Origin of the sequence: Cedecea neteri (assembly GCF_000758325.1) — a bacterium.
GTDB lineage: Bacteria > Pseudomonadota > Gammaproteobacteria > Enterobacterales > Enterobacteriaceae > Cedecea > Cedecea neteri_B.
The window spans coordinates 3,639,809-3,660,612 of sequence record NZ_CP009459.1; the positions used below are offsets into that span (position 1 = coordinate 3,639,809).

Below are 20,804 nucleotides of genomic sequence, written 5' to 3' on the forward strand. Positions count from 1 at the left end.
TTACCATCCTGCGTTGAATTAACTTATTTCTTCGCGCCAACGGTGGCTTCAAGCCAGGTTTTAAAGTCTGCACCCAGTGTGTTATGACGAATACCGTACTCAACAAACGCCTGCATATAGCCCAGTTTGTTGCCGCAGTCGTGGCTCACGCCTTTCATGTGGTAGGCTTCAACGGTCTCTTTTTCCATCAGCATGGCGATAGAATCGGTGAGCTGAATTTCATCCCCGGCACCTGGAGGGGTTTTCGCCAGCAGTGGCCAGATATCCGCGCTCAGCACATAACGTCCGACAACGGCCAGATTGGATGGCGCAACGTCAGCTTTAGGTTTCTCAACAATCCCGACCATCGGCACGCTGTCGCCCGCAGAAAGCGCCGCACCTTTGCAGTCAACCACGCCATAAGCGGTTACATCCGCAACAGGCTCAACCATGATTTGGCTGTGCCCGGTCTCGTCAAAGCGGCGGATCATTTCAGCCAGGTTGTCCTGAGAAAGGTCGGATTCGAACTCATCCAGAATCACGTCTGGCAGGATCACCGCAACCGGCTCATCACCAACGACAGGATGCGCACACATAACGGCGTGGCCCAGCCCTTTAGCCAGTCCCTGACGCACCTGCATGATGGTGACGTGCGGCGGGCAAATAGACTGCACTTCTTCCAGAAGCTGACGCTTAACGCGCTTCTCAAGCATGGCTTCCAGTTCAAAGCTGGTGTCGAAGTGGTTCTCGATAGAGTTTTTAGAAGAGTGGGTAACCAGCACAATCTCGGTAATACCGGCGGCGATACACTCATTAACGACATACTGAATCAGCGGCTTATCAACCAGCGGCAGCATCTCTTTTGGAATTGCCTTTGTTGCCGGCAACATACGCGTTCCCAACCCCGCAACCGGGATAACAGCTTTTCTTACTTTAGAATTAATGGCAGCCATTGAAAAAACCTCCAGGACTGTTCAAGTTTCACACTTGTCGTCAATTTAAAAACGCGGTTGAGTATATCAGCTTAAAAACGAAAACCGCCCCCGTTTACTCCGGCAACGGCTAATTTAAGACAAATACGATTAGATTGGTCGCGATATTACCACCGCCCCGGGTTCCAGGAAAAAAGCTAAATGTAATCAGTTGTTCCGTTGTTTATTCTGCAGACAACATCAGCCGTAAACGCCCACCGGAGCCCCACACCTGACATTGCCAGGCTTCGCACCGCTGGCTGATTTGATTGAGGTAGGCATTGCCCAGCGTCCCCAACGGCACGCCATTGCTGACCTGGATTTGGTGCTCGCCGGTATTTAATGTGGCATTAAGCCCGGCGGAGACCAGAATGAGGTTTTTTAATCCGCTGTGATAATAACCCACAATGAGCGGAAACTGTCCGTTCAGATTTGCCTGGCGCAATAGCTGATTGACCTGTTTTAGTAAATTACCCAGTTCAGGTAAGCGCTGGCCCTGATGCGAAAGTTGTTCCTGTAATAAACCGTTGAATAACGCTCTGAGCAACAGCGCCGCTAATACACCGTTATCGCCGGCACGGGTAACATCTAAACAATAAAAAGCCAGGTCATTATCTGAAAGTGGCGCAATATCGAGCACCAGCCCTGGCTGGTCGGCAGAAATTAACTGGCGATAATTTATTCGGCAGCGCGACATAACCTGCTGGACCGGCGGCTGCAGCTCTTGCAACAGCTTCGATGCAGCCTGAGGATCCCGTGCCAACGCATCCCAGTCCTGAAACAGCCGCTCCTCCTCCTCTACCCGAGAATTAAACATTGCGGGGTAGATACAGGACAATACGGTCTCTTTTAATCGATTAAGATCTTTAATGGGTTTCAGCAGCACATCCTGCACCCCAAGCCGTAAGGCCTGGGCAATATCGGACATATTTTCCGTCGCCGAAATCACTAAAATGGGGGTTTGATTACCTTCATTCCGGATATGCTCCACCAGCTCAAGGCCATTCATTCGTGGCATCGCCAGGTCACAAATCAGCAGATCCGGCGTAAATTGCCCCAGCTTCTCAAGCGCATCCATTCCGTCCCAGGCAAGCAGCGTACCTGCGCCAAGCGACGTCAAATAGTTGTCCAGCAGAGAGCGGAAAACGGGCTCGTCTTCAACAATGAGGATCTGCTTTCCTTCCAGCGGGTAACTCATGCGCTTTCCTCTGCCTGGCAATATTTCAATAGTGGCACGGTATCGCAACGAGCGCCTGTCAGAAACGGGTTAAGTATTAACTTAATCATGAGTACGAACCAGCGGCAGTAACTCATCCATTTTTTTCTCAACCGCAAGGCTGCCTGCCGCGATAGCTTCGGACGCGCGATGAAAGTCGAGGGTCGAAATTTGCGGGCAAAAGGGCTGCAGAAGGATATCGGGGGGATCGCCCGCCATGCGGTTACGCTTGAGGCGGTTTTCCAACACCTGAATCGAGGTGGTCATAATTTCCATCGCCGTTGGCGTAACATTAGCCCGGCGGTGGGTCATTTTTCCTAAACGCTCCCGTAAACGACTGCGCCATGATGCAGGCTGTGCCAGATTGTCCTCCCCGGCTGGCGTCATATTCACCGACAGCAGATCCTGCTGCATCAGGTGTGCATCGTGCTGCAAGTCCACCGCGATAACGATATCCGCACCCAGCGCGCGGGTGAGCGAAATCGGAACAGGATTAACGATAGCGCCATCCACTAGCCAGTAACCGTTGTGCGCAACGGGAGATAACAGCCCCGGCATGCTGCAGGAAGCGCGAATAGCCTGATGCAGGTCACCGTCGGTAAACCACAGCTCTCGCCCGGTACTCAGGTTGGTGGCCACGGCACCAAATCTCATGCCACAGCCCTCAATAGCGGTTTCTGGAATGATCTTGCGAACATTGTTAAACACGCGTTCACCGCGGAGCAGCCCGCCTCGACGCCAGGAAAGATCCATCAGGCGCAGGACATCCCAGTAGCTGAATGAGCGCACCCATCGCTCCATCACCGGCAACCGCTGGCTGGCATAGGCGGCACCGACCAGCGCGCCGACGGAACACCCTGCCACGATATCAATCTGAATCCCTGCTTTTTTTAACGCATTAATAACGCCAATGTGCGCCCATCCTTTGGCCGCACCCGACCCTAGTGCCAGGCCGATTTTTACCTGTCTCATCACGCCTCGGTCAATCTTCCCCGGTAATCACTCCGTGACGCCAACGCCACCGCTCAGTTAACATAAGTGCTGCCGTCGTATTATTGGCGTCGTTTATTTTTTCCTGGAGATATTATGTTGCAACTTTGTCCCTGTGGCAGCGGTTTGGAGTATAGCTTATGTTGCCAGCCTTACCTAAGCGCAGCCCAGCATCCGCAACGTCCGTCACAGCTTATGCGCTCTCGTTACACCGCTTTTGTGAAGCAGGATGCGGATTATCTTGTTGCAAGCTGGCATGAGAGCTGCCGCCGCCCGTCGTTAAAATCAGAAATATCCAGCGGCTTCGGCGACACGGAATGGCTCGGCCTGACAATATATGAAGAGGCCGAAGGCAAAGATACCAACGAAGGATTTGTAAGCTTTGTTGCCCGTTTTCAGGAAAACGGCAAGCAAAGCGCCATAATCGAACGTTCCCGTTTCGTCAGGGAAAGCGGTCAATGGTACTATATCGACGGCCTCCGCCCGCAGTTCGGTCGTAATGACCCCTGCCCTTGCGGTTCTGGAAAAAAATATAAAAAATGCTGCGGATGATAGCCTTCACCGCATAACAGCATTATTGTTTCGCAAACACCGTTTAACAGGATTTATCTCTTCATGCAGGCATTACAACGTAAAGTTCTCCGCACAATCTGCCCCGATCAGAAGGGTCTCATCGCGCGAATCACTAACATTTGCTACAAACACGAACTCAATATTGTTCAGAACAACGAATTTGTCGATCATCGTACCGGCCGCTTCTTTATGCGTACCGAACTTGAAGGCATTTTTAACGACACCACGCTGATGGCCGACCTGGACAGCGCGCTGCCGGAAGGCTCAATTCGTGAACTGACGCCTGCGGGCCGCCGTCGCATTGTTATTCTGGTCACCAAAGAAGCCCACTGCCTGGGCGATTTGCTGATGAAATCTACCTATGGCGGGCTGGACGTAGAAATCGCTGCCGTCATCGGCAATCACGAAACCCTGCGTACCTTAGTGGAGCGTTTTGATATTCCGTTCCAGTTAGTCAGCCACGAAGGGATGACGCGCGAAGAGCACGACATGCAAATGGCCGATGCCATCGAAGCGCATAAACCAGACTACGTCGTGCTGGCAAAATACATGCGCGTATTGACGCCTGAGTTCGTTGCCCGCTTCCCTAACCAGATAATCAACATTCACCACTCGTTCCTGCCAGCGTTTATCGGCGCCCGCCCTTATCACCAGGCCTACGAACGAGGCGTGAAGATTATCGGCGCCACTGCGCATTACGTTAATGATAATCTGGACGAAGGCCCGATCATCATGCAGGACGTGATTCACGTCGATCACACCTACACCGCCGACGACATGATGCGTGCCGGGCGTGACGTAGAAAAAAATGTGCTGAGCCGGGCGCTCTACGAAGTGCTGGCCCAGCGTGTCTTCGTTTACGGCAACCGCACGATTATTCTCTAATCACCCGGAAAATGAATTGGTTAGCTTTGCGGCGCAAAGCGTAAAAAAGCGGCAAACGATTCGTTTTCCTAAAGTGAATGCTTTACAGCGGCGCTTCATTTGATATGATGCGCCCCGCTTCCACAGCGAAGCAGGCCAGTAACAAGCATTACCCCGTGGTGGGGTTCCCGAGCGGCCAAAGGGAGCAGACTGTAAATCTGCCGTCATCGACTTCGAAGGTTCGAATCCTTCCCCCACCACCATCTCAAAATTCAAAGCATTACCCCTGGCGGGGTTCCCGAGCGGCCAAAGGGAGCAGACTGTAAATCTGCCGTCATCGACTTCGAAGGTTCGAATCCTTCCCCCGCCACCATCTTTCAGAACAAATCCAAACCCAAAAAACCTGCACAATCTTCCAGATCCCCGTTGGGGAAGGACGAGAAGCTTCGATTAAGGTTCGACTCACGCCAGTGAGAACGCGCTTGCGCGGTCATCCTTCCCCCGCCACCATCTTTCAGAACAAATCCTAACTTCAAAATTCGCACAATCTTCCAAATTCCCGCTGGGGAAGGACGAGAAGCTTCGATTAAAGTTCGACTCACGCCAGTGAGAACGCGCTTGCGCGGTCATCCTTCCCCCGCCACCCTCTTCCAGAACAAATCTCAACGTCAAAACTTGAACAATCTTCCAGATCCCCGCTGGGGAAGGACGAGAAGCTTCGATTAAGGTTCGACTCACGTCAGTGAGAACGCGCTGGCGCGGTCATCCTTCCCCCGCATCAGATCAACCACGTCATCCGTAGCGCTTTCGGCCCCGCCCGGAACTGCGTTATGCTATTTCCGCATTCATTCAGAGGAAATAAGATGCCTGATATAAAAACCTTCAATCGCTGCATGACCCCTTTCTGGCGTCAGCATCAGGCCGAGCTGTACCACTTCCTGTTAGCCAAAACCGCCGATCCGGATAAAGCCTCAGACCTGCTGCAGGAACTGTTTTTAAAGGCCCGGGCTCACGCCGGAACATTCTGCGAGATGGATTATCCCTTAGCCTGGCTCTATCGCGCAGCGAGAAACCTGCTGATTGACGAGCATCGTCTGGGAAAAACGTTCGTTGAAGTCCCTGAGTCACTGATTCACGACGCCTCCCTGGCCGAACCCGTTTCCTCCCTGGCGCAATGCCTGCCGGAAACTCTCCAGTCACTTCCTGCCGGTGAAGCCTGGCTTATTGAGCAATGTGATATTCACCGTCGCCCGCAGCAGGACATTGCCAATGAACTGAACCTGACGCTGAGCGCTCTGAAATCAAGGTTGTTGCGTGCAAGATCGAGCCTGAAGCAAAAACTGATTGAGCTTTGTGACATCGAAGCGGATGAACACTCCCCCGTCTGCTGCCATAAAAAAATGCATTAATTTTTGCATCCTTTTCCTCCCTCGTTCGTTTACCTCAATACCACACTTCGTGGCTTACTTTTGAGGCAAACAATATGGCCAGAATTGAAATTTATGAGGCAGCCGGCTGCTGCGCGACGAGCAGCGTAAACGTCCAGCAAGCCGATCTGCAGTGGAGCGCCGATCTCGACTGGGCGAAGCAAAACGGTATCGCTATTGAGCGGTACAATCTGGCTAAAAATCCCGCCAGCTTTATCAATAACCCCACGGTGAAACATCTCCTGAATGAGTCTGGCTCCAGCGTGCTGCCGATTGTGCTGGTCGATGGCGCATTAGCCCTGGCCGGTAAACGCCCGAACCGCGTGGATCTGGCCCGTTGGGCCAACGTCCCCTTCACCCAGGACTGGGAACAACACAGCGCTGAACCCGGCTGCTGCACCATCCCCCGCCTGCCTTAATTTATCTCAGGAGCACATCATGCAAATGTCTTTCTTCACCGACATCCCGCAGTTTATTTTCTTTACCGGCAAAGGCGGCGTGGGCAAAACCTCTCTGGCCTGCGCGACGGCTGTTTGGCTGGCCGACAGCGGGAAACGTACGCTGCTGGTGAGCACCGACCCGGCGTCTAACGTAGGGCAGGTATTCAATCAGCAGATCGGACATCGAATCGTGACTGTGGAACAAGTCCCGGGCCTGGATGCGATGGAAGTCGACCCGCTCGCCGCCGCACAGGCTTACCGTGACAGGGTTCTTAACCCGGTGCGGGATCAAATGCCGGCGGACGTGGTGAGCAGCATAGAGGAGCAGCTTTCCGGCTCATGCACGACCGAAATCGCCGCCTTTGACGAGTTCACCGCGCTATTGACCAGCGAACCATTACGCGAGAAATATCAGCATATTGTGTTCGACACCGCCCCCACCGGTCACACTATCCGCATGCTTGAACTGCCGGGCGCATGGAGCGGCTATCTGGACGCTAACCCGGATGCCGCCGCGAATCCTGGCCCGCTGGTCGGGCTTGAAAAACAGCAACATCAATATGCGAATGCCGTCGCCGCTCTGGCGGATGAAAACCTGACTCGTCTGGTGCTGGTCGCCCGCGCACAAACTTCCACGCTGAAAGAGGTTTCACACACCCACGACGAGCTTTCTCACCTGGGTTTGAAGCATCAGCACCTCGCCATTAATGGGGTGCTGACGCCACAGCCCGATGAGCGCGATCCGCTGGCACTAAGTATTATGGCGAGAGAAGAAAGAGCGTTAACGGACATGCCTGATAATTTGCTGCGGCTCCCACAAACTCGCTTACCGCTAAAATCATTCAATCTGGTGGGGGTGAATGCCCTGCGAGCGCTACTTAACCCCGTGGATGAACAGCCCTCAACCGCTGATATCCCGGATCTGGTCGATGCTCCATCTTTGCCTCCGCTTTCGACTTTAGTGGATGAATTAAGCCACGCAGGCAAAGGCCTGGTAATGACGATGGGCAAAGGCGGCGTAGGAAAAACCACGCTTGCTGCCTCGCTGGCCGTCGCATTGGCCAGTCGCGGGCATAACGTTCATCTGACAACGTCCGACCCGGCGGCGCATCTCTCCTATACCCTTGCTGATGCCATGCCCGGCCTGACGGTGAGCCGAATTGATCCCAAAGCAGAAACCGAGCGCTACCGCCGCTTTGTCATGGACAATCAGGGCAAAGATCTTGATGACGCCGGACGAGCCGTGCTGGAAGAGGATCTGCGATCCCCCTGCACCGAGGAAATTGCGGTGTTCCAGGCGTTCTCCCGCATCATCAAAGAGGCGGATGACCATTTTGTGATTATGGATACCGCACCCACCGGACATACTCTTTTACTGCTGGATGCCTCAGGCAACTACCACAGAGAGATGGTGCGCCAGATGGGCAATACTGAAGAGCGCTATCTCACGCCGATGATGCAGCTGCAGGACCCGGAGCAAACCAGGGTGATTATCGTCACGCTGGCGGAAACAACCCCGATGCTGGAGGCTGTTAATCTGCAAAACGATCTGCGGCGGGCCGCGATTGAACCCTGGGCGTGGATCATCAACAACAGCATCGCCGCCGCGCAGCCCTCATCCCCGCTGCTGACAGCCAGAGCCAGCAGAGAAATACCGATTATTCAGGAGATTCAGAGCGTACACGCCAGACGCATAGCCCTTACGCCGCTTCAGCCTGAAGAACCGGTGGGCATCGAACGGCTGATGAAACTGAGCGGGAGAAACTAAGCTTTAAAAAAAAACGGACTCAGGCAACCTGAGTCCGCAGAAGTTACATCACGGCATTTATGACAAAAAAACCGACCGCGGTCATTAACACTGAACCCAGCACATGAGCGAAAACGGACGCCATCGCCCAGGCATAATTTCCCCCCTGCAGCAGAGAAAATAGCTCAACAGAAAAGGTTGAGAAGGTACTCATGCCGCCGCACAGGCCGGTGGTGATCAACAGTTTCCACATCGGGTCCAGATGTGGCTGGCGCAGAAAGAAAGCCAGCGCGCCACCAATGATCAATCCGGCGAGCAGGTTGACCGCCAGCGTGCCGAGGGGCAAATGAGGGAAAAGGCCATTCAGGCGTAACGCAAGGAGCCAGCGAATCACACACCCAGCCGAGCCGCCAATAATAACTGCAAACAGTGGTTTAACCATATTTCCCTCAAAAAGATCTAAACGATACGATGTTGTTAAATAAGAACTTTATTTTTAGCGTTTGTGAATAAAAGCGCCACGTCCGGCAAAATGCGCATCGGCACCTAACGCCTGTTCAATTCGCATCAGCTGATTATATTTTTCTACCCTTTCACCCCGGCATGGCGCGCCGGTTTTCAGGTGCCCCGCACGCAGGGCAACCGTCATGTCGGCAATAAAGCTGTCCGTCGTTTCACCGCTGCGGTGCGAAATAAACGTTCCCCAGCCGTGCTGCTGGCAAAGTGCCACCGCGTCTAAAGTTTCGCTCAGGGTGCCTATCTGGTTCAGCTTGATCAGCGCCGAGTTAGCCAGGTTTTCTTCTATGCCACGTCGGATGTATTTCACGTTAGTCACGAAGAGATCGTCCCCAACCAGTTCGACCCTGTTGCCCAATTTTTGGTTCAGGTGTTTCCAGCCTGCCCAGTCATTCTCGGCCAGTCCATCTTCCAGCAGCACAATAGGAAACTGGCCCAGCAGCTCGGCATAATAGCTCGTCATCTCTGCGGCGCTAAGCGCGCTCCTTTCTGTTCTTAAGTGGTATTTACCCTCTGTATAGAATTCGCTGGAGGCGGGGTCTATACAGATGCTGATATCTTCCCCAGGCCGGTAGCCAGCTTTCTCAATCGCCTGCACGATAAACTGCAAAGGTTGTTTATTAGAGGACACCGCCGGGGCAAATCCGCCCTCATCCCCGACGGCCGCGGAAAGATTGTTATCCAGCAGGATCTGGCGAAGCGCCTGGTAGACTTCACTCCCCTGGCGCACGGCTTCGGTCAGACTGCCCGCCCCATGCGGCGCAATCATAAACTCCTGAAAATCCGCCCCCTGCCCACGGGCATGCACCCCGCCGTTAACAATATTCATGCAGGGAACCGGCAAGAGATTTGCCCTCAGCCCGCCGAGATAACGAAACAGCGGCTGGTCAGTCACCTGAGCGGCAAGCCGCGCCACGGCCAAAGAAACACCGAGAATGGCATTAGCCCCCAGACGCGCCTTGTTTTCCGTGCCGTCCAGATCAAGCAGAATGTTATCCACCCGCCGCTGTTCGCGGGCATCAACGCCCATAAGCGCCTGATGAATCTCGGTGTTGATCGAATGCACCGCGTTCTGCACGCCCTTGCCGTTGTAGCGCTGTTTATCGCCATCTCTTCGCTCAATGGCCTCCCTGGAGCCGGTGCTGGCACCGGACGGAACCGAGGCCCGGGCCATAACGCCCTCTGCGGTATAAGCATCAACTTCAACGGTTGGGTTCCCACGAGAATCCAAAATTTCACGAGCAACAATTTTATCCAGCATAAAATTCATGGTGATTACCTCATTTTTTGCCATCGATATGTTTAATCAGCACGTCAACATTCAGGTGATTGACGTATTCCATCGAGTCAGAAGAGATCTGCCCCAGCCAGCGGTTGCGGTGCCCGGCCAGCACCAGGTCCACTCCCAGTGAAGAAATGCATTTTTCAAGGTCTTCAAAGCGGTTCAACGTGACCAGTTCCCACGTTTTTACCGGCACGTTGACGGAGCGCACCAGCTCGCTAAACAACGCTTTCGCCTGAATCAGGTCGGCAGAAACGTTGTCATCCATTCGCGCATCGGAGACATAATTCATCTCCCGATAGTCTTCGCTAATGTGGACGAGGGTGATTTGGACAGGCAGCGCCCCGGCCAAACGAGCGGCATGTTGAATCAGCACCAGTCCGTCGGTCTTGCCCTGAATAAGTACGAGAACGTGGGAATAGAGACTCATAGCGGGCTCCAGGCAGGGTTGAGTTGGCTTTGCAGCCAGGGGAGAAGTTGTTTTTTACGGCTCATCATGCCGTGCATCACGCGGGGCTGCGCCCCGGGAATCAATGCAGAGGTGGAGAAATAGAGTTCGGAAAGCCCGGCATTAATGTCGGTCACCATCAACACGATAAGATCGACATCGGAGTCGGCTGCATGCCGGTTCATTTCTTCCAGCAGGGCATCCAGCAGAGGAGCAAGTTGCGTTAGAGAGTAGAGCTCCAGCTGCGCAATTTTTAGCCGAACACCGTTAATGTCAAAACGCTTGAGATCTTTGTACAACAGTTCCCTCGCGCCCAGCCCGGCCACAGAGGTCTTGGCCGTCAGCAAGTCGGCAATAAACTCTTCATAATCGATACCGATGCGCCCGGCCAGTTCATCCGCTGCCAGCCGATCCTCAGGCGTGGTCGTGGGCGAACGTAGCGCGACGGTGTCACTGATCAGCGCCCCGAGGAGCAGAATAGCTTCGCTGGCAGAGATCCCGGCCCGAAGTCGGGAGTCCATGAGCTGCCAGAGCACCGTGGCCGTGCTGCCCACAGGTTTAATGCACACCTCTGGCGGCAGCCGGGTTATCAGCCCGCCCAAACGGTGATGATCGATGATCCCGACAATGTTGCCGGTGATAAGCGAGTCTGGCCCTTGCCCTGGCTCGTTAAAATCCACCAGCCAGATGTCTTTATTGCTAAGAGAAGAAGAGAGAAGCGCGGGTAGAGGAAGCCCGGCGCGGGAGAAAATCAGTTCAGTTTCACGGTTAACCTCACCGCAGCGCCACGCCTGTGCCGTGCGTCCCCGCAGCGTTAACCAACGAGCAACCATCACGGCGCTGCAAACGGCATCGCTGTCGGGATGAAGGTGACCAATGACATGTATCATGGCTCGAGCCCCGTTAAGGGAAGCATGCAGAGCCGGGGGTAAACGTTGACCAGCCTGACATGCCTCTTGGATTAAAAGAGTCATACCAGGCGTCATCAGCCTCCGAACGAGGCGGTTGGGGAAGGTGGAACGCCATCACCTTGCAGAGCATTGTGAACCCTTCCCCTCAGGGTTTCAAGCAGGTTTTACGGTTTCAGGCGCTGGCCCTGCTCATCCACAACCTGCTCGCCGTCCTCTTTACTGAACGCGCCCTGCTGCACTTCAGGCAGAATATCCAGCACGCGCTCTGAAGGGCGGCAAAGTCTCGTCCCCCGCTCAGTCACCACAATCGGGCGGTTAATTAACGGCGGGTACTGCACCATCAACTCAATAAGTTGTTCCTCGCTGAACTGCCCTTCCTCCAGCCCTAAAGCTTCATAAGGCTCAACGTTTTTTCGCAGCAATTCGCGGGCGCCGATCGCCATGTCGGCCAGTAACACGGCAAGCTCTTCAGGGGACGGCGGCGTCTCGAGGTAATAGATAATCGTGGGCTCCGTGCCGCTGTTGCGGATCATCGCCAGCGTGTTGCGGGACGTGCCGCATTCAGGATTGTGGTAAATCGTAATATTGCTCATAGACGGTCACTCAGTGAGAGAAAGAAAGGCGCAGAGCAAGCGCCGCGAGCGTGACGAACAACACCGGCAGCGTCATCACAATGCCGGTCCGGAAGTAATAACCCCAACTGATAGTCAGCTTCTTCTGGGCAAGCACATGCAGCCACAGCAGCGTGGCAAGGCTGCCGATAGGCGTAATTTTTGGCCCGAGATCGCAGCCGATAACGTTGGCGTAAATCATCGCTTCTTTAATGACGCCACCCGCGCTGCTGCCCTCAATCGACAAGGCACCGACCAGCACCGTGGGCATGTTGTTCATCACGGACGACAGGAAGGCGGTAATAAATCCCGTCCCAAGCGTTGCCGTCCAAAGCCCATGCTGTGCCAGCATGTTGAGCAAGCCGGAAAGCTGATCAGTTAAACCGGCGTTGCGCAGGCCATAAACCACCAGATACATTCCGAGAGAGAAAATCACGATCTGCCAGGGCGCGCCGCGCAGCACTTTGCCGGTATTGATCGCCTGCCCTTTTTTCGCTACCGCCAGGAGAATCAACGCCCCTACGGCGGCTATCGCACTGACCGGGATCCCCAGCGGCTCCAGCGCAAAAAAGCCCACCAGCAGCAGGACAAGGACAACCCATCCCGCCCTGAACGTAGCCGGGTCCCTGATGGCGCTGGTCGGGGTTTTCAACAGTTCAAGGTCGTAAACCGGGGGAATTTCTCTGCGGAAAAACAGATGCAGCATGACAAGCGTGGCCACAATCGCGGCGAGGTTGACCGGCACCATCACCGAGGCGTATTCGCTGAACCCAAGCTGGAAGAAGTCCGCAGAAACGATATTCACCAGGTTAGAAACAATCAGCGGCAAGCTTGCCGTATCGGCGATAAAGCCCGCGGCCATCACAAAGGCTAATGTCGCACCGGGGCTAAAGCCGAGGGCCAGCAGCATGGCGATAACAATCGGCGTCAGAATCAGCGCCGCGCCATCGTTGGCAAACAGCGCCGCCACGGCTGCCCCAAGCAGCACAATCCAGGTGAACAGCAGCCGCCCATGCCCTTTTCCCCAGCGGGCAACGTGCAGTGCCGCCCACTCAAAAAAGCCAGACTCATCCAGCAGCAGACTAATAATAATCACCGCGATGAAGGTCGCCGTAGCGTTCCAGACAATCGCCCACACCACGGGAATATCGTCGATCTGAACGACGCCCGTCACCAGGGCCAACCCAGCACCCAGCGCGGCACTCCAGCCAATGCCCAACCCGCGCGGCTGCCAGATAACCAGCCCCAGGGTAAGAAGAAATAGTGTTCCTGCTAAAAACATGTTCACCCCACTTCAGTAAAACAGCGCATTCATATATGAAAAAACGAATATGTATAGTTAAATTTTTTTTACTGGCAAAGCGCCATAGCCCCACTCGCCTCGATGTGTTTCAAACGCTCCAGCACTTCGTGCCCATGGCTTTGCCAGGCCTGCTCAATGACCGCCGCCGCCCACGCGGGCATATGCGGCGAAAGGCGATAATAAACCCACTTCCCCTCTCTTCTGTCCTGCAGCAAACCGCCTTCACGTAGCATCGCCAAATGCCGGGAGACCTTAGGCTGCGGCAGGTTCAGTACAGCGGTCAGTTCGCAGACGCAAAGCTCGCTTTTCGCCCTCAACAGCAGGGTGATGGAAAGGCGGGTTTCTTCCGACAGGTGTTTAAAAAGCTGTAAAGGCGTCAGTGCAGTCATGGTGAGATCTCTTGAGTAGGCGCTGCCATAGTAAGCCTCATCGCGATAAAGTCAATCATCATATTCGGATATTCGAATTTGTTTTTAATGAAAAAAACCCGGTAGAAACCGGGTTTTTGATAATGCATACCGACTAGCGGCGAGCGCGAACAATCTGGTATTTACGCGTCAGGTATTCCACCGGCGCGCTCCAGATATGCACCAGGCGCGAGAACGGGAACAGCAGGAACAGCGTCATGCCCAGCACCAGATGGACGCGGAAAATAAACGCCACGCCGTCCAGGTATTCCGAGGCTCCGCCGCGGAAGGTCACCACGTGCTGCGCCCAGTTCACCAGCTTCATCATTTCGCTGCCGTCCATATGCTGGGCGGAGAACGGAATCGTGCCCAGCCCCAGCGCGCACTGGAGCATCAGCAGGCTGAGGATCAGGATATCGGCCCCAGTGGTGGTGGCACGAATGCGTGGGCTGAACAGGCGACGCTTCAGCAGCAACAGGCCGCCCACCAGCGTCATCACGCCGCTGGCTCCGCCGGCAAACATGGCCATTTTCTGTTTAATTTCCAGCGGCAAAAACGCTTCGTACATCCAGTGCGGCGTCAGCATGCCGAGGAAGTGCCCGGCAAAAATCCCAAGAATGCCAAAATGAAACAGGTTTGAGGCCAGATTCATGCCCTTGCGATCCAGCATCTGGCTGGACGCGGCGCGCCAGGTGTATTGCCCGTAGTCATAGCGAAGCCAACTGCCAATCAGGAAAACGGCGCCGCAAAGGTACGGGTAGATGTCAAAGAAGAAAACGTTGAGAAAATGCATTATTTCCCTCCTGCAATATTCAGGTACTGCGGAGCCACCGCCCCGGCAAAACGACGCTGGTGCGCGGTAATTTCAGTCTCTCCGCAGCTGTCATCGGCCATGAATTTCACCTGCTCCTCTTCCCACACCGCATCCAGCGCCTGAGGCGTGTCGTCGCGCGCTTCGTTAGCAATTTGCTGGCGAACGGTTTCCACGCTGACGTCGCTTTCAGCAAGAGCAATCAGCAGGTCGAACAGCAGCGCATAGTCGCTCTCACGCTGCTTTAGGCGGGCGCTGAGCAAAGCCAGGATCGGCGCAATATCCTGCAACCCGCCCTGCGCTTCTGCCCGCGAGCGCTGGGACAGGTATTCCAGGTAGAGCGGCAGATGGTCCGGCAGCTCATGGCTGTCTATTTCCAACCCGGCCTGCTGATACTGGTTCATCAGGTTAACCATCGCCTGGCCACGATCGCGCGATTCACCGTGAACGTGCTCGAACAGCAGCAGTGAAGTGGCTCTGCCACGATCGAACAGCTCGCTGTAGCTTGATTGCGCGTCCAGCAGCTCCCGCTGGCAGAGTGAATCGATAAATCCATCCAGACTGGCGCGCTGCATTTCCGTTAATGCCTCACTCTGGGCCAGCGCCTCATGCAGCTCCTGATGATGCTGCCACAGAGCGGCATCCGGGTACTCCAGCAGGCGGGAGATAATCAGTAATTCAATCATGGATGCGGCTCCGTTTTGCTTGAGACGTCGATGGCATCAATCCGGCGACTATTGAACAGATTGAATTTGGTGTCGCTGCCGTGGCAACCGTCGCCGAAGCTAAAGCCGCAGCCGCTGTGCTCAGGGAAAGAGTTCTCCGCCAGTTCGCGATGGCTGGTCGGCACCACAAAGCGATCTTCGTAGTTAGCGATAGCCAGGTAGCGGTACATCTCCTGCGCCTGAGCTTCGGTTAACCCCACCTCTTCCAGCGCGCGAGTGTCGATCACGCCTTCAACGGTTTCAGCCCGTTTGTAGTGACGCATCGCCATCATGCGCTTCAGCGCCAGCAGCACCGGCGCGGTGTCTCCGGCAGTCAGCAGATTCGCCAGATACTCCACCGGAATACGCAGGCTTTCGACGTCAGGTAGAATGCCGGTATGCGGCAGCTGTCCCGCATCGCTCGCGGACTGAATCGGCGACAGCGGTGGCACGTACCAGACCATCGGTAGCGTGCGGTATTCCGGGTGCAACGGCAGCGCCAGCTTCCAGTCCATCGCCATTTTGTACACCGGCGACTGCTGAGCCGCCGTAATCACGCCCTGAGGGATCCCGTCTTTCAGCGCTTGAGCAATGACCGCCGGATCGTTCGGATCGAGGAATACGTCCAGCTGGCGCTGATACAGATCTTTCTCGTCTTCCGTGCTCGCCGCCTGCTCAATCGCATCGGCGTCATACAGCAGCACGCCGAGGTAGCGAATACGCCCTACGCAGGTTTCGGAGCAAACCGTTGGCATCCCGGCTTCAATGCGCGGATAGCAGAAAATGCACTTCTCGGACTTGCCGCTTTTCCAGTTGAAGTAGATTTTTTTGTACGGGCAGCCGGTGATGCACATCCGCCAGCCGCGGCATTTATCCTGGTCAATCAGGACAATGCCGTCTTCTTCGCGCTTGTAGATAGCCCCGCTCGGGCAGGTGGCGACGCAGGCCGGGTTCAGGCAGTGCTCGCACAGGCGCGGCAGGTACATCATGAAGGTGTTTTCGAACTGGCCGTACATCGCCTTTTGCATATTGACGAAGTTCTGGTCCTGCGCGCGTTTTTCAAATTCGCCGCCGAGGAGCTCTTCCCAGTTCGGGCCGGATTCGATTTTGTTCATTCGCTGGCCGGTAATCAGCGAGCGAGGTCGGGCCACGGGCTGCGCTTTGCTGCCCTCCGGCGCGGTGTGCAGGTTCTGGTAGTCGTAGTCAAACGGCTCGTAATAATCATCGATGCCCGGTAAATGCGGGTTAGCGAAGATTTTACCCAGCAGCATCGCGCGGTTGCCCATGCGAGGCTGCAGCTTGCCGTTGATTTTGCGGATCCAGCCGCCCTTCCATTTTTCCTGGTTCTCCCAGTCGTTTGGGTAGCCCAGGCCTGGCTTGGTTTCCACGTTGTTAAACCACGCGTATTCCGTTCCTTCGCGGCTGGTCCAGACGTTTTTGCAGGTCACCGAGCAGGTATGGCAGCCGATGCATTTGTCCAGATTCAGCACCATGCCAATTTGTGAACGAATTTTCATTTTACGCTCTCCTGTACCTGGTCATTGCCTTCGCCGTCTAACCAGTTAATGTCTTTCATCTTGCGAACCACCACGAACTCATCGCGGTTAGAGCCGACCGTGCCGTAATAGTTAAAGCTGTAGGCCAACTGGGCGTAGCCGCCAATCATGTGGGTTGGCTTCAGCGTGATGCGGGTCACCGAGTTATGAATGCCGCCGCGCTGGCCGGTGATTTCAGAGCCCGGCAGGTTCATGATGCGTTCCTGCGCGTGGTACATCATCGTCATCCCGGCTGGAACGCGCTGGCTCACTACCGCGCGCGCCGTCAGCGCCCCGTTTTTGTTAAACACTTCAACCCAGTCGTTATCGGCGATGCCGATTTCCTTCGCATCCGCTTCACACAGCCAGATAATCGGGCCACCACGCCCCAGCGTCAGCATCAACAGGTTGTCGCTGTAGGTGGAGTGGATGCCCCATTTCTGGTGCGGCGTCAGGAAGTTAAGCGCTTTTTCCGGGTTGCCGTTGGACTTGTGGCCCATCATGCCGTCCACGGAACGGGTATCAATCGGCGGACGGTACACCACGAGGCTTTCGCCAAAGTCGCGCATCCACTGATGATCCTGATAAAGCTGCTGGCGGCCGGACAGGGTGCGCCACGGGATCAGCTCGTGCACGTTGGTATAGCCCGCGTTATAGGAGACATGTTCATCTTCCAGGCCGGACCAGGTCGGGCTGGAGATGATTTTGCGCGGCTGAACCTGAATGTCGCGGAAGCGAATCTTCTCTTCTTCTTTCGGCAGTGCGAGGTGAGTGTGGTCGCGGCCGGTAAATTCGCTGAGCGCAGCCCAGGCTTTCACCGCCACCTGACCGTTGGTTTCCGGCGCCAGGCTGAGCACAACCTCGGCGGCATCAATGGCCGTGTTGATCATCGGCTGGCCTTTAGCCGGGCCGTCGGTCTTCACGTAGTTGAGCTTGCGCAGGAACTCGACTTCTTTCTCGGTATTCCAGCTAATGCCTTTCCCGCCGTTGCCCATTTTCTCCAACAGCGGCCCGACGGAAGTAAAGCGTTCGTACGTCGCCGGATAGTCGCGCTCAACGGCAATAATGTGCGGCGCGGTCTTGCCCGGGATCAGGTCACATTCGCCTTTCTTCCAGTCCATGACGCCATACGGCTGAGCCAGTTCGGCGGCGGAATCATGCTGAATCGGCAGCGTCACAACATCGGTCTCTTTCCCGAGGTGGCCGACGCACACTTCAGAGAATTTCTTCGCGATGCCTTTGTAGATTTCCCAGTCGCTCTTCGACTCCCAACAAGGATCCACGGCGGCGGAGAACGGGTGAATAAACGGATGCATATCCGAAGTGTTCAGATCTTCTTTCTCATACCAGGTGGCGGTCGGCAGCACAATGTCGGAATAGAGGCAGGTGCTCGACAGGCGGAAATCCAGGGTGACCACCAGATCCAGCTTGCCGTCCAGGCCGTTATCCACCCACTCCACCTCTTCCGGCATCAGCCCACCTTCCTGGCCCAGGTCTTTCCCCTGAATGCCATGCTCGGTGCCCAGCAGGTATTTGAGCATAAATTCATGCCCCTTCCCGGAAGAGCCCAGCAGGTTCGAACGCCAGATAAACATATTGCGCGGGTGGTTATAGCCGGAGTCCGGCTGCTCCGCCGCGAAGCGGATACCGCCGGATTTAAGTTGTTCAACGGTGTAATCCACCGGCGACATTCCGGCCTCTTTCGCCCGGTCAGCAATGCGCAGCGGGTTAGTGCCGAGCTGCGGGGCAGACGGCAGCCAGCCCATACGCTCGGCGCGCACGTTGAAGTCGATCAGATGGCCGGTGTAGCGGGACTTATCCGCCAGCGGCGACAGGAACTCGTCCGCCGTCACCGTCTCATAGCGCCACTGGCTGGAGTGGTTATAGAAGTAGGAGGTGCTGTTCATGTGGCGAGGCGGGCGCTGCCAGTCGAGGGCAAACGCCAGCGGCATCCAGCCGGTCTGCGGACGCAGTTTTTCCTGGCCAACGTAGTGGCCCCAGCCACCGCCGCTCTGCCCGATGCTGCCGCAGAAGATCAGCATATTGATCAGCCCGCGGTAGGCCATATCCATATGGAACCAGTGGTTCACGCCCGCACCCACGATAATCATCGAGCGGCCATGAGTTTTGTCTGCGTTATCCGCAAACTCGCGGGCGATACGCACGATATCCTGTCGAGGCACGCCGGTGATCTGCTCGGCCCAGGCGGGCGTATAAGCCTTCATTTCATCGTAGCTGCTGGCGCAGTTATCATCGTTCAGGCCACGATCCAGGCCGTAGTTAGCCAGGGTGAGATCGTAAACCGTTGCCACCAGCACGCTTGAGCCGTCCGCCAGCTGCAGGCGTTTAACCGGCAGCTTATGCAGCAGCACGTCTTTCAGTTTGACGTTGTCGAAATGTTCGGTGCTCTCACCGCCAAAGTACGGGAAGCCCACCTCGGCGACTTCATCGTGGCTGCCCAGCAGGCTCAGACGCAGCGCGGTTTCTTCTCCGGTGCTGCCGTCACGCTGCTCCAGGTTCCACTTACCTTTCTCACCCCAGCGGAAGCCGATAGATCCGTTCGGTGCGACCAGCTCACCGGAGTGGTCAGCCAGCGCCACGGTTTTCCACTGCGGGTTATTTTCCTGGCCGAGACTGTCGACCAGGTCTGCCGCCCGCAGCAGATTAGCTGGCGCATAGAAACCGTCACGCGGTTCCAGCGTCACCAGCATTGGCATGTCGGTGTAGCGGCGAACGTAGTCGGTGAAGTACTGGCTTGGTTGGTCGAGATGGAACTCCCGCAGCATAACGTGGCCCATTGCCATCGCCATCGCGGCATCCGTTCCCTGCTTCGGTGCCAGCCACTGGTCGCACAGCTTGGAGATTTCCGCATAGTCCGGCGTAACGGCCACCGTTTTGGTGCCTTTGTAGCGAACTTCGGTGAAGAAGTGGGCGTCCGGGGTACGCGTCTGCGGGACGTTGGAGCCCCAGGCGATGATGTAACCGGCGTTGTACCAGTCGGCGGACTCAGGCACGTCAGTCTGTTCGCCCCAGGTTTGCGGAGACGCTGGCGGCAGGTCGCAGTACCAGTCATAGAAGCTCATGCAGGTGCCGCCGATAAGCGACAGATAGCGGGTGCCTGCGGCGTAAGAAACCATCGACATAGCCGGGATCGGTGAGAAGCCGGTGATACGGTCCGGGCCATAGGTTTTTGCGGTATAGACGTTCGCCGCTGCAATCAGTTCGTTAACTTCTTCCCAGCTCGAACGAACAAATCCCCCGCGGCCACGGGCCTGTTTGTAGCTTTTGGCTTTGTCAGGATCGTTGATGATCGATGCCCAGGCTTCAACCGGATCGTTATACTGCGTTTTCGCTTCGCGCCACAGCTTGATCAGGCGTTTACGCATCTGCGGGTACTTCAGACGGTTGGCGCTGTAGAGATACCATGAATAGCTTGCGCCACGCGGGCAGCCGCGAGGTTCGTGGTTAGGCATATCCGGGCGGGTACGCGGGTAGTCAGTTTGCTGGGTTTCCCAGGTCACCAGGCCGCTTTTGACATAAATCTTCCAGCTGCAGGAGCCGGTGCAGTTCACGCCGTGCGTAGAGCGCACCACTTTGTCATGCTGCCAGCGCTGGCGATACCCTTCTTCCCAGTCGCGATTGGTATCGAGTAGCTGGCCGTGTCCATTGGCGAAGGTGTCTCCCTTCTGCCTGAAATAACGAAACCGGTCGAGGAACTTGCTCATCGGGATACTCCTGATGTGGAGCCTGGTGGCTCTTCTGGTGAAATCGACATTGCTTGATGCCCGAGACGGTAACGCCTCGAAAGCAGGGGATTTTTGATAACGATCAACTGCTCCTGGTGTGGTTTTTGGTCGCCCGGCGGCCACTACCACCAAAGTGTAAGGCTTGAAAAATCACTAACTAACTGAATATAAATACAAAAAAATCAAAACTTATCAGAGAAGGGGTAGCGGCACGCCGGGTTTGGGTATTAAGGGGTAGGCGGCGAATTAACCACCGCTGAAAACGTAAAGGGCAAAAAAAAGCGCGGACAAAGCCGCGCAAAGGGATAACCAAAGAGGTCAAA

At 55.6% G+C, this 20,804-nt stretch carries 19 protein-coding genes, 2 tRNA genes and 1 riboswitch; of the genes, 7 read left to right on the forward strand and 14 right to left on the reverse strand.

From position 1 onward, the window contains the following. Positions 1 to 23 precede the first annotated feature (23 nt). From galU to rssA, 3 genes are all read right to left on the reverse strand, one after another. Positions 24 to 932 (reverse strand): UTP--glucose-1-phosphate uridylyltransferase GalU, encoded by a 909-nt coding sequence (galU, locus tag LH86_RS16960; protein WP_008454237.1) that lies wholly within the window; start codon positions 930 to 932, stop codon positions 24 to 26. A 202-nt stretch (positions 933 to 1,134) separates the two neighbouring features. Beyond that, complete coding sequence (gene rssB / locus LH86_RS16965; protein ID WP_039303736.1) at positions 1,135 to 2,148, reverse strand: two-component system response regulator RssB; 1,014 nt, start codon at positions 2,146 to 2,148, stop codon at positions 1,135 to 1,137. 81 nt (positions 2,149 to 2,229) lie between these two features. After that, positions 2,230 to 3,138, reverse strand: a complete 909-nt coding sequence (gene rssA / locus LH86_RS16970) for a patatin-like phospholipase RssA (RefSeq protein WP_039303739.1) — start codon at positions 3,136 to 3,138, stop codon at positions 2,230 to 2,232. A gap of 114 nt (positions 3,139 to 3,252) precedes the next feature. On the opposite strand from rssA, the gene LH86_RS16975 reads away from it, so the two are divergent. The 7 genes from LH86_RS16975 (at position 3,253) to arsA (ending at position 8,228) form a co-directional block, all read left to right on the forward strand. After that, positions 3,253 to 3,708: a YchJ family protein gene (locus tag LH86_RS16975; RefSeq protein WP_052045609.1), complete on the forward strand. Its 456-nt coding sequence runs from the start codon at positions 3,253 to 3,255 to the stop codon at positions 3,706 to 3,708. A gap of 63 nt (positions 3,709 to 3,771) precedes the next feature. Further along, entirely contained in the window at positions 3,772 to 4,614 is an 843-nt protein-coding gene (purU, locus tag LH86_RS16980; protein ID WP_008454230.1) for a formyltetrahydrofolate deformylase, read from the forward strand. Between the two features lie 157 nt (positions 4,615 to 4,771). After that, positions 4,772 to 4,856: transfer RNA gene (locus tag LH86_RS16985), tRNA-Tyr, on the forward strand. Positions 4,857 to 4,881: 25 nt separating this feature from the next. Continuing rightward, positions 4,882 to 4,966: transfer RNA gene (locus LH86_RS16990), tRNA-Tyr, on the forward strand. Positions 4,967 to 5,456: 490 nt separating this feature from the next. Next, positions 5,457 to 6,002, forward strand: coding sequence for a sigma-70 family RNA polymerase sigma factor (locus tag LH86_RS16995; protein WP_039303745.1), 546 nt, complete (start codon positions 5,457 to 5,459; stop codon positions 6,000 to 6,002). 74 nt (positions 6,003 to 6,076) lie between these two features. Further along, positions 6,077 to 6,439, forward strand: a complete 363-nt coding sequence (locus LH86_RS17000; RefSeq protein WP_039303748.1) for an arsenic metallochaperone ArsD family protein — start codon at positions 6,077 to 6,079, stop codon at positions 6,437 to 6,439. A 19-nt stretch (positions 6,440 to 6,458) separates the two neighbouring features. After that, complete coding sequence (arsA, locus tag LH86_RS17005) at positions 6,459 to 8,228, forward strand: arsenical pump-driving ATPase (RefSeq protein ID WP_039303751.1); 1,770 nt, start codon at positions 6,459 to 6,461, stop codon at positions 8,226 to 8,228. Positions 8,229 to 8,271: 43 nt separating this feature from the next. Here the strand turns inward: arsA and crcB are convergent, their stop codons facing one another. The 11 genes from crcB to LH86_RS17060 form a co-directional block, all read right to left on the reverse strand. After that, complete coding sequence (crcB, locus tag LH86_RS17010; protein WP_039303754.1) at positions 8,272 to 8,649, reverse strand: fluoride efflux transporter CrcB; 378 nt, start codon at positions 8,647 to 8,649, stop codon at positions 8,272 to 8,274. Between the two features lie 54 nt (positions 8,650 to 8,703). Next, entirely contained in the window at positions 8,704 to 9,993 is a 1,290-nt protein-coding gene (gene eno / locus LH86_RS17015; RefSeq protein WP_039303757.1) for a phosphopyruvate hydratase, read from the reverse strand. Positions 9,994 to 10,003: 10 nt separating this feature from the next. Further along, positions 10,004 to 10,435: a universal stress protein gene (locus LH86_RS17020; RefSeq protein WP_039303760.1), complete on the reverse strand. Its 432-nt coding sequence runs from the start codon at positions 10,433 to 10,435 to the stop codon at positions 10,004 to 10,006. Continuing rightward, positions 10,432 to 11,343 (reverse strand): DHHA2 domain-containing protein, encoded by a 912-nt coding sequence (locus LH86_RS17025; RefSeq protein WP_039303762.1) that lies wholly within the window; start codon positions 11,341 to 11,343, stop codon positions 10,432 to 10,434. The genes LH86_RS17020 and LH86_RS17025 overlap by 4 nt, the downstream gene beginning before the upstream one ends. Positions 11,344 to 11,422: 79 nt before the next feature. Beyond that, positions 11,423 to 11,492, reverse strand: a riboswitch (Fluoride riboswitch). Between the two features lie 36 nt (positions 11,493 to 11,528). Next, complete coding sequence (gene arsC / locus LH86_RS17030; RefSeq protein WP_039303765.1) at positions 11,529 to 11,957, reverse strand: glutaredoxin-dependent arsenate reductase; 429 nt, start codon at positions 11,955 to 11,957, stop codon at positions 11,529 to 11,531. Between the two features lie 10 nt (positions 11,958 to 11,967). Next, positions 11,968 to 13,257 carry an arsenic transporter gene (locus tag LH86_RS17035; RefSeq protein ID WP_039303768.1) on the reverse strand — a complete coding sequence of 430 codons (1,290 nt, stop codon included), beginning with the start codon at positions 13,255 to 13,257 and terminating at the stop codon, positions 11,968 to 11,970. A 68-nt stretch (positions 13,258 to 13,325) separates the two neighbouring features. Continuing rightward, a complete protein-coding gene (locus LH86_RS17040) occupies positions 13,326 to 13,667 on the reverse strand; it encodes a metalloregulator ArsR/SmtB family transcription factor (protein WP_039303771.1) in 342 nt (113 codons plus the stop codon). A gap of 133 nt (positions 13,668 to 13,800) precedes the next feature. Continuing rightward, the gene (gene narI, locus LH86_RS17045; protein ID WP_039303774.1) at positions 13,801 to 14,478 is read right to left on the reverse strand and encodes a respiratory nitrate reductase subunit gamma; all 678 of its coding nucleotides are present in this window, start codon (positions 14,476 to 14,478) and stop codon (positions 13,801 to 13,803) included. Then, positions 14,478 to 15,182, reverse strand: a complete 705-nt coding sequence (gene narJ, locus LH86_RS17050; RefSeq protein WP_039303776.1) for a nitrate reductase molybdenum cofactor assembly chaperone — start codon at positions 15,180 to 15,182, stop codon at positions 14,478 to 14,480. Before narJ ends, narI begins: the two co-directional genes overlap by 1 nt. Beyond that, on the reverse strand, positions 15,179 to 16,717 hold the full coding sequence (gene narH, locus LH86_RS17055; protein ID WP_039303778.1) for a nitrate reductase subunit beta: 1,539 nt from the start codon (positions 16,715 to 16,717) through the stop codon (positions 15,179 to 15,181). The genes narJ and narH overlap by 4 nt, the downstream gene beginning before the upstream one ends. Further along, positions 16,714 to 20,460 carry a nitrate reductase subunit alpha gene (locus tag LH86_RS17060; RefSeq protein WP_039303782.1) on the reverse strand — a complete coding sequence of 1,249 codons (3,747 nt, stop codon included), beginning with the start codon at positions 20,458 to 20,460 and terminating at the stop codon, positions 16,714 to 16,716. Before LH86_RS17060 ends, narH begins: the two co-directional genes overlap by 4 nt. Positions 20,461 to 20,804: the final 344 nt, after the last annotated feature.

Coding starts and splice junctions, on each gene's coding strand:
- galU (WP_008454237.1), bottom strand. CDS start 932: ATGGCTGCCATTAATTCTAAAGTAAGAAAAGCTGTTATCCCGGTTGCG.
- rssB (WP_039303736.1), bottom strand. CDS start 2,148: ATGAGTTACCCGCTGGAAGGAAAGCAGATCCTCATTGTTGAAGACGAG.
- rssA (WP_039303739.1), bottom strand. CDS start 3,138: ATGAGACAGGTAAAAATCGGCCTGGCACTAGGGTCGGGTGCGGCCAAA.
- LH86_RS16975 (WP_052045609.1), top strand. CDS start 3,253: ATGTTGCAACTTTGTCCCTGTGGCAGCGGTTTGGAGTATAGCTTATGT.
- purU (WP_008454230.1), top strand. CDS start 3,772: ATGCAGGCATTACAACGTAAAGTTCTCCGCACAATCTGCCCCGATCAG.
- LH86_RS16995 (WP_039303745.1), top strand. CDS start 5,457: ATGCCTGATATAAAAACCTTCAATCGCTGCATGACCCCTTTCTGGCGT.
- LH86_RS17000 (WP_039303748.1), top strand. CDS start 6,077: ATGGCCAGAATTGAAATTTATGAGGCAGCCGGCTGCTGCGCGACGAGC.
- arsA (WP_039303751.1), top strand. CDS start 6,459: ATGCAAATGTCTTTCTTCACCGACATCCCGCAGTTTATTTTCTTTACC.
- crcB (WP_039303754.1), bottom strand. CDS start 8,649: ATGGTTAAACCACTGTTTGCAGTTATTATTGGCGGCTCGGCTGGGTGT.
- eno (WP_039303757.1), bottom strand. CDS start 9,993: ATGAATTTTATGCTGGATAAAATTGTTGCTCGTGAAATTTTGGATTCT.
- LH86_RS17020 (WP_039303760.1), bottom strand. CDS start 10,435: ATGAGTCTCTATTCCCACGTTCTCGTACTTATTCAGGGCAAGACCGAC.
- LH86_RS17025 (WP_039303762.1), bottom strand. CDS start 11,343: ATGATACATGTCATTGGTCACCTTCATCCCGACAGCGATGCCGTTTGC.
- arsC (WP_039303765.1), bottom strand. CDS start 11,957: ATGAGCAATATTACGATTTACCACAATCCTGAATGCGGCACGTCCCGC.
- LH86_RS17035 (WP_039303768.1), bottom strand. CDS start 13,257: ATGTTTTTAGCAGGAACACTATTTCTTCTTACCCTGGGGCTGGTTATC.
- LH86_RS17040 (WP_039303771.1), bottom strand. CDS start 13,667: ATGACTGCACTGACGCCTTTACAGCTTTTTAAACACCTGTCGGAAGAA.
- narI (WP_039303774.1), bottom strand. CDS start 14,478: ATGCATTTTCTCAACGTTTTCTTCTTTGACATCTACCCGTACCTTTGC.
- narJ (WP_039303776.1), bottom strand. CDS start 15,182: ATGATTGAATTACTGATTATCTCCCGCCTGCTGGAGTACCCGGATGCC.
- narH (WP_039303778.1), bottom strand. CDS start 16,717: ATGAAAATTCGTTCACAAATTGGCATGGTGCTGAATCTGGACAAATGC.
- LH86_RS17060 (WP_039303782.1), bottom strand. CDS start 20,460: ATGAGCAAGTTCCTCGACCGGTTTCGTTATTTCAGGCAGAAGGGAGAC.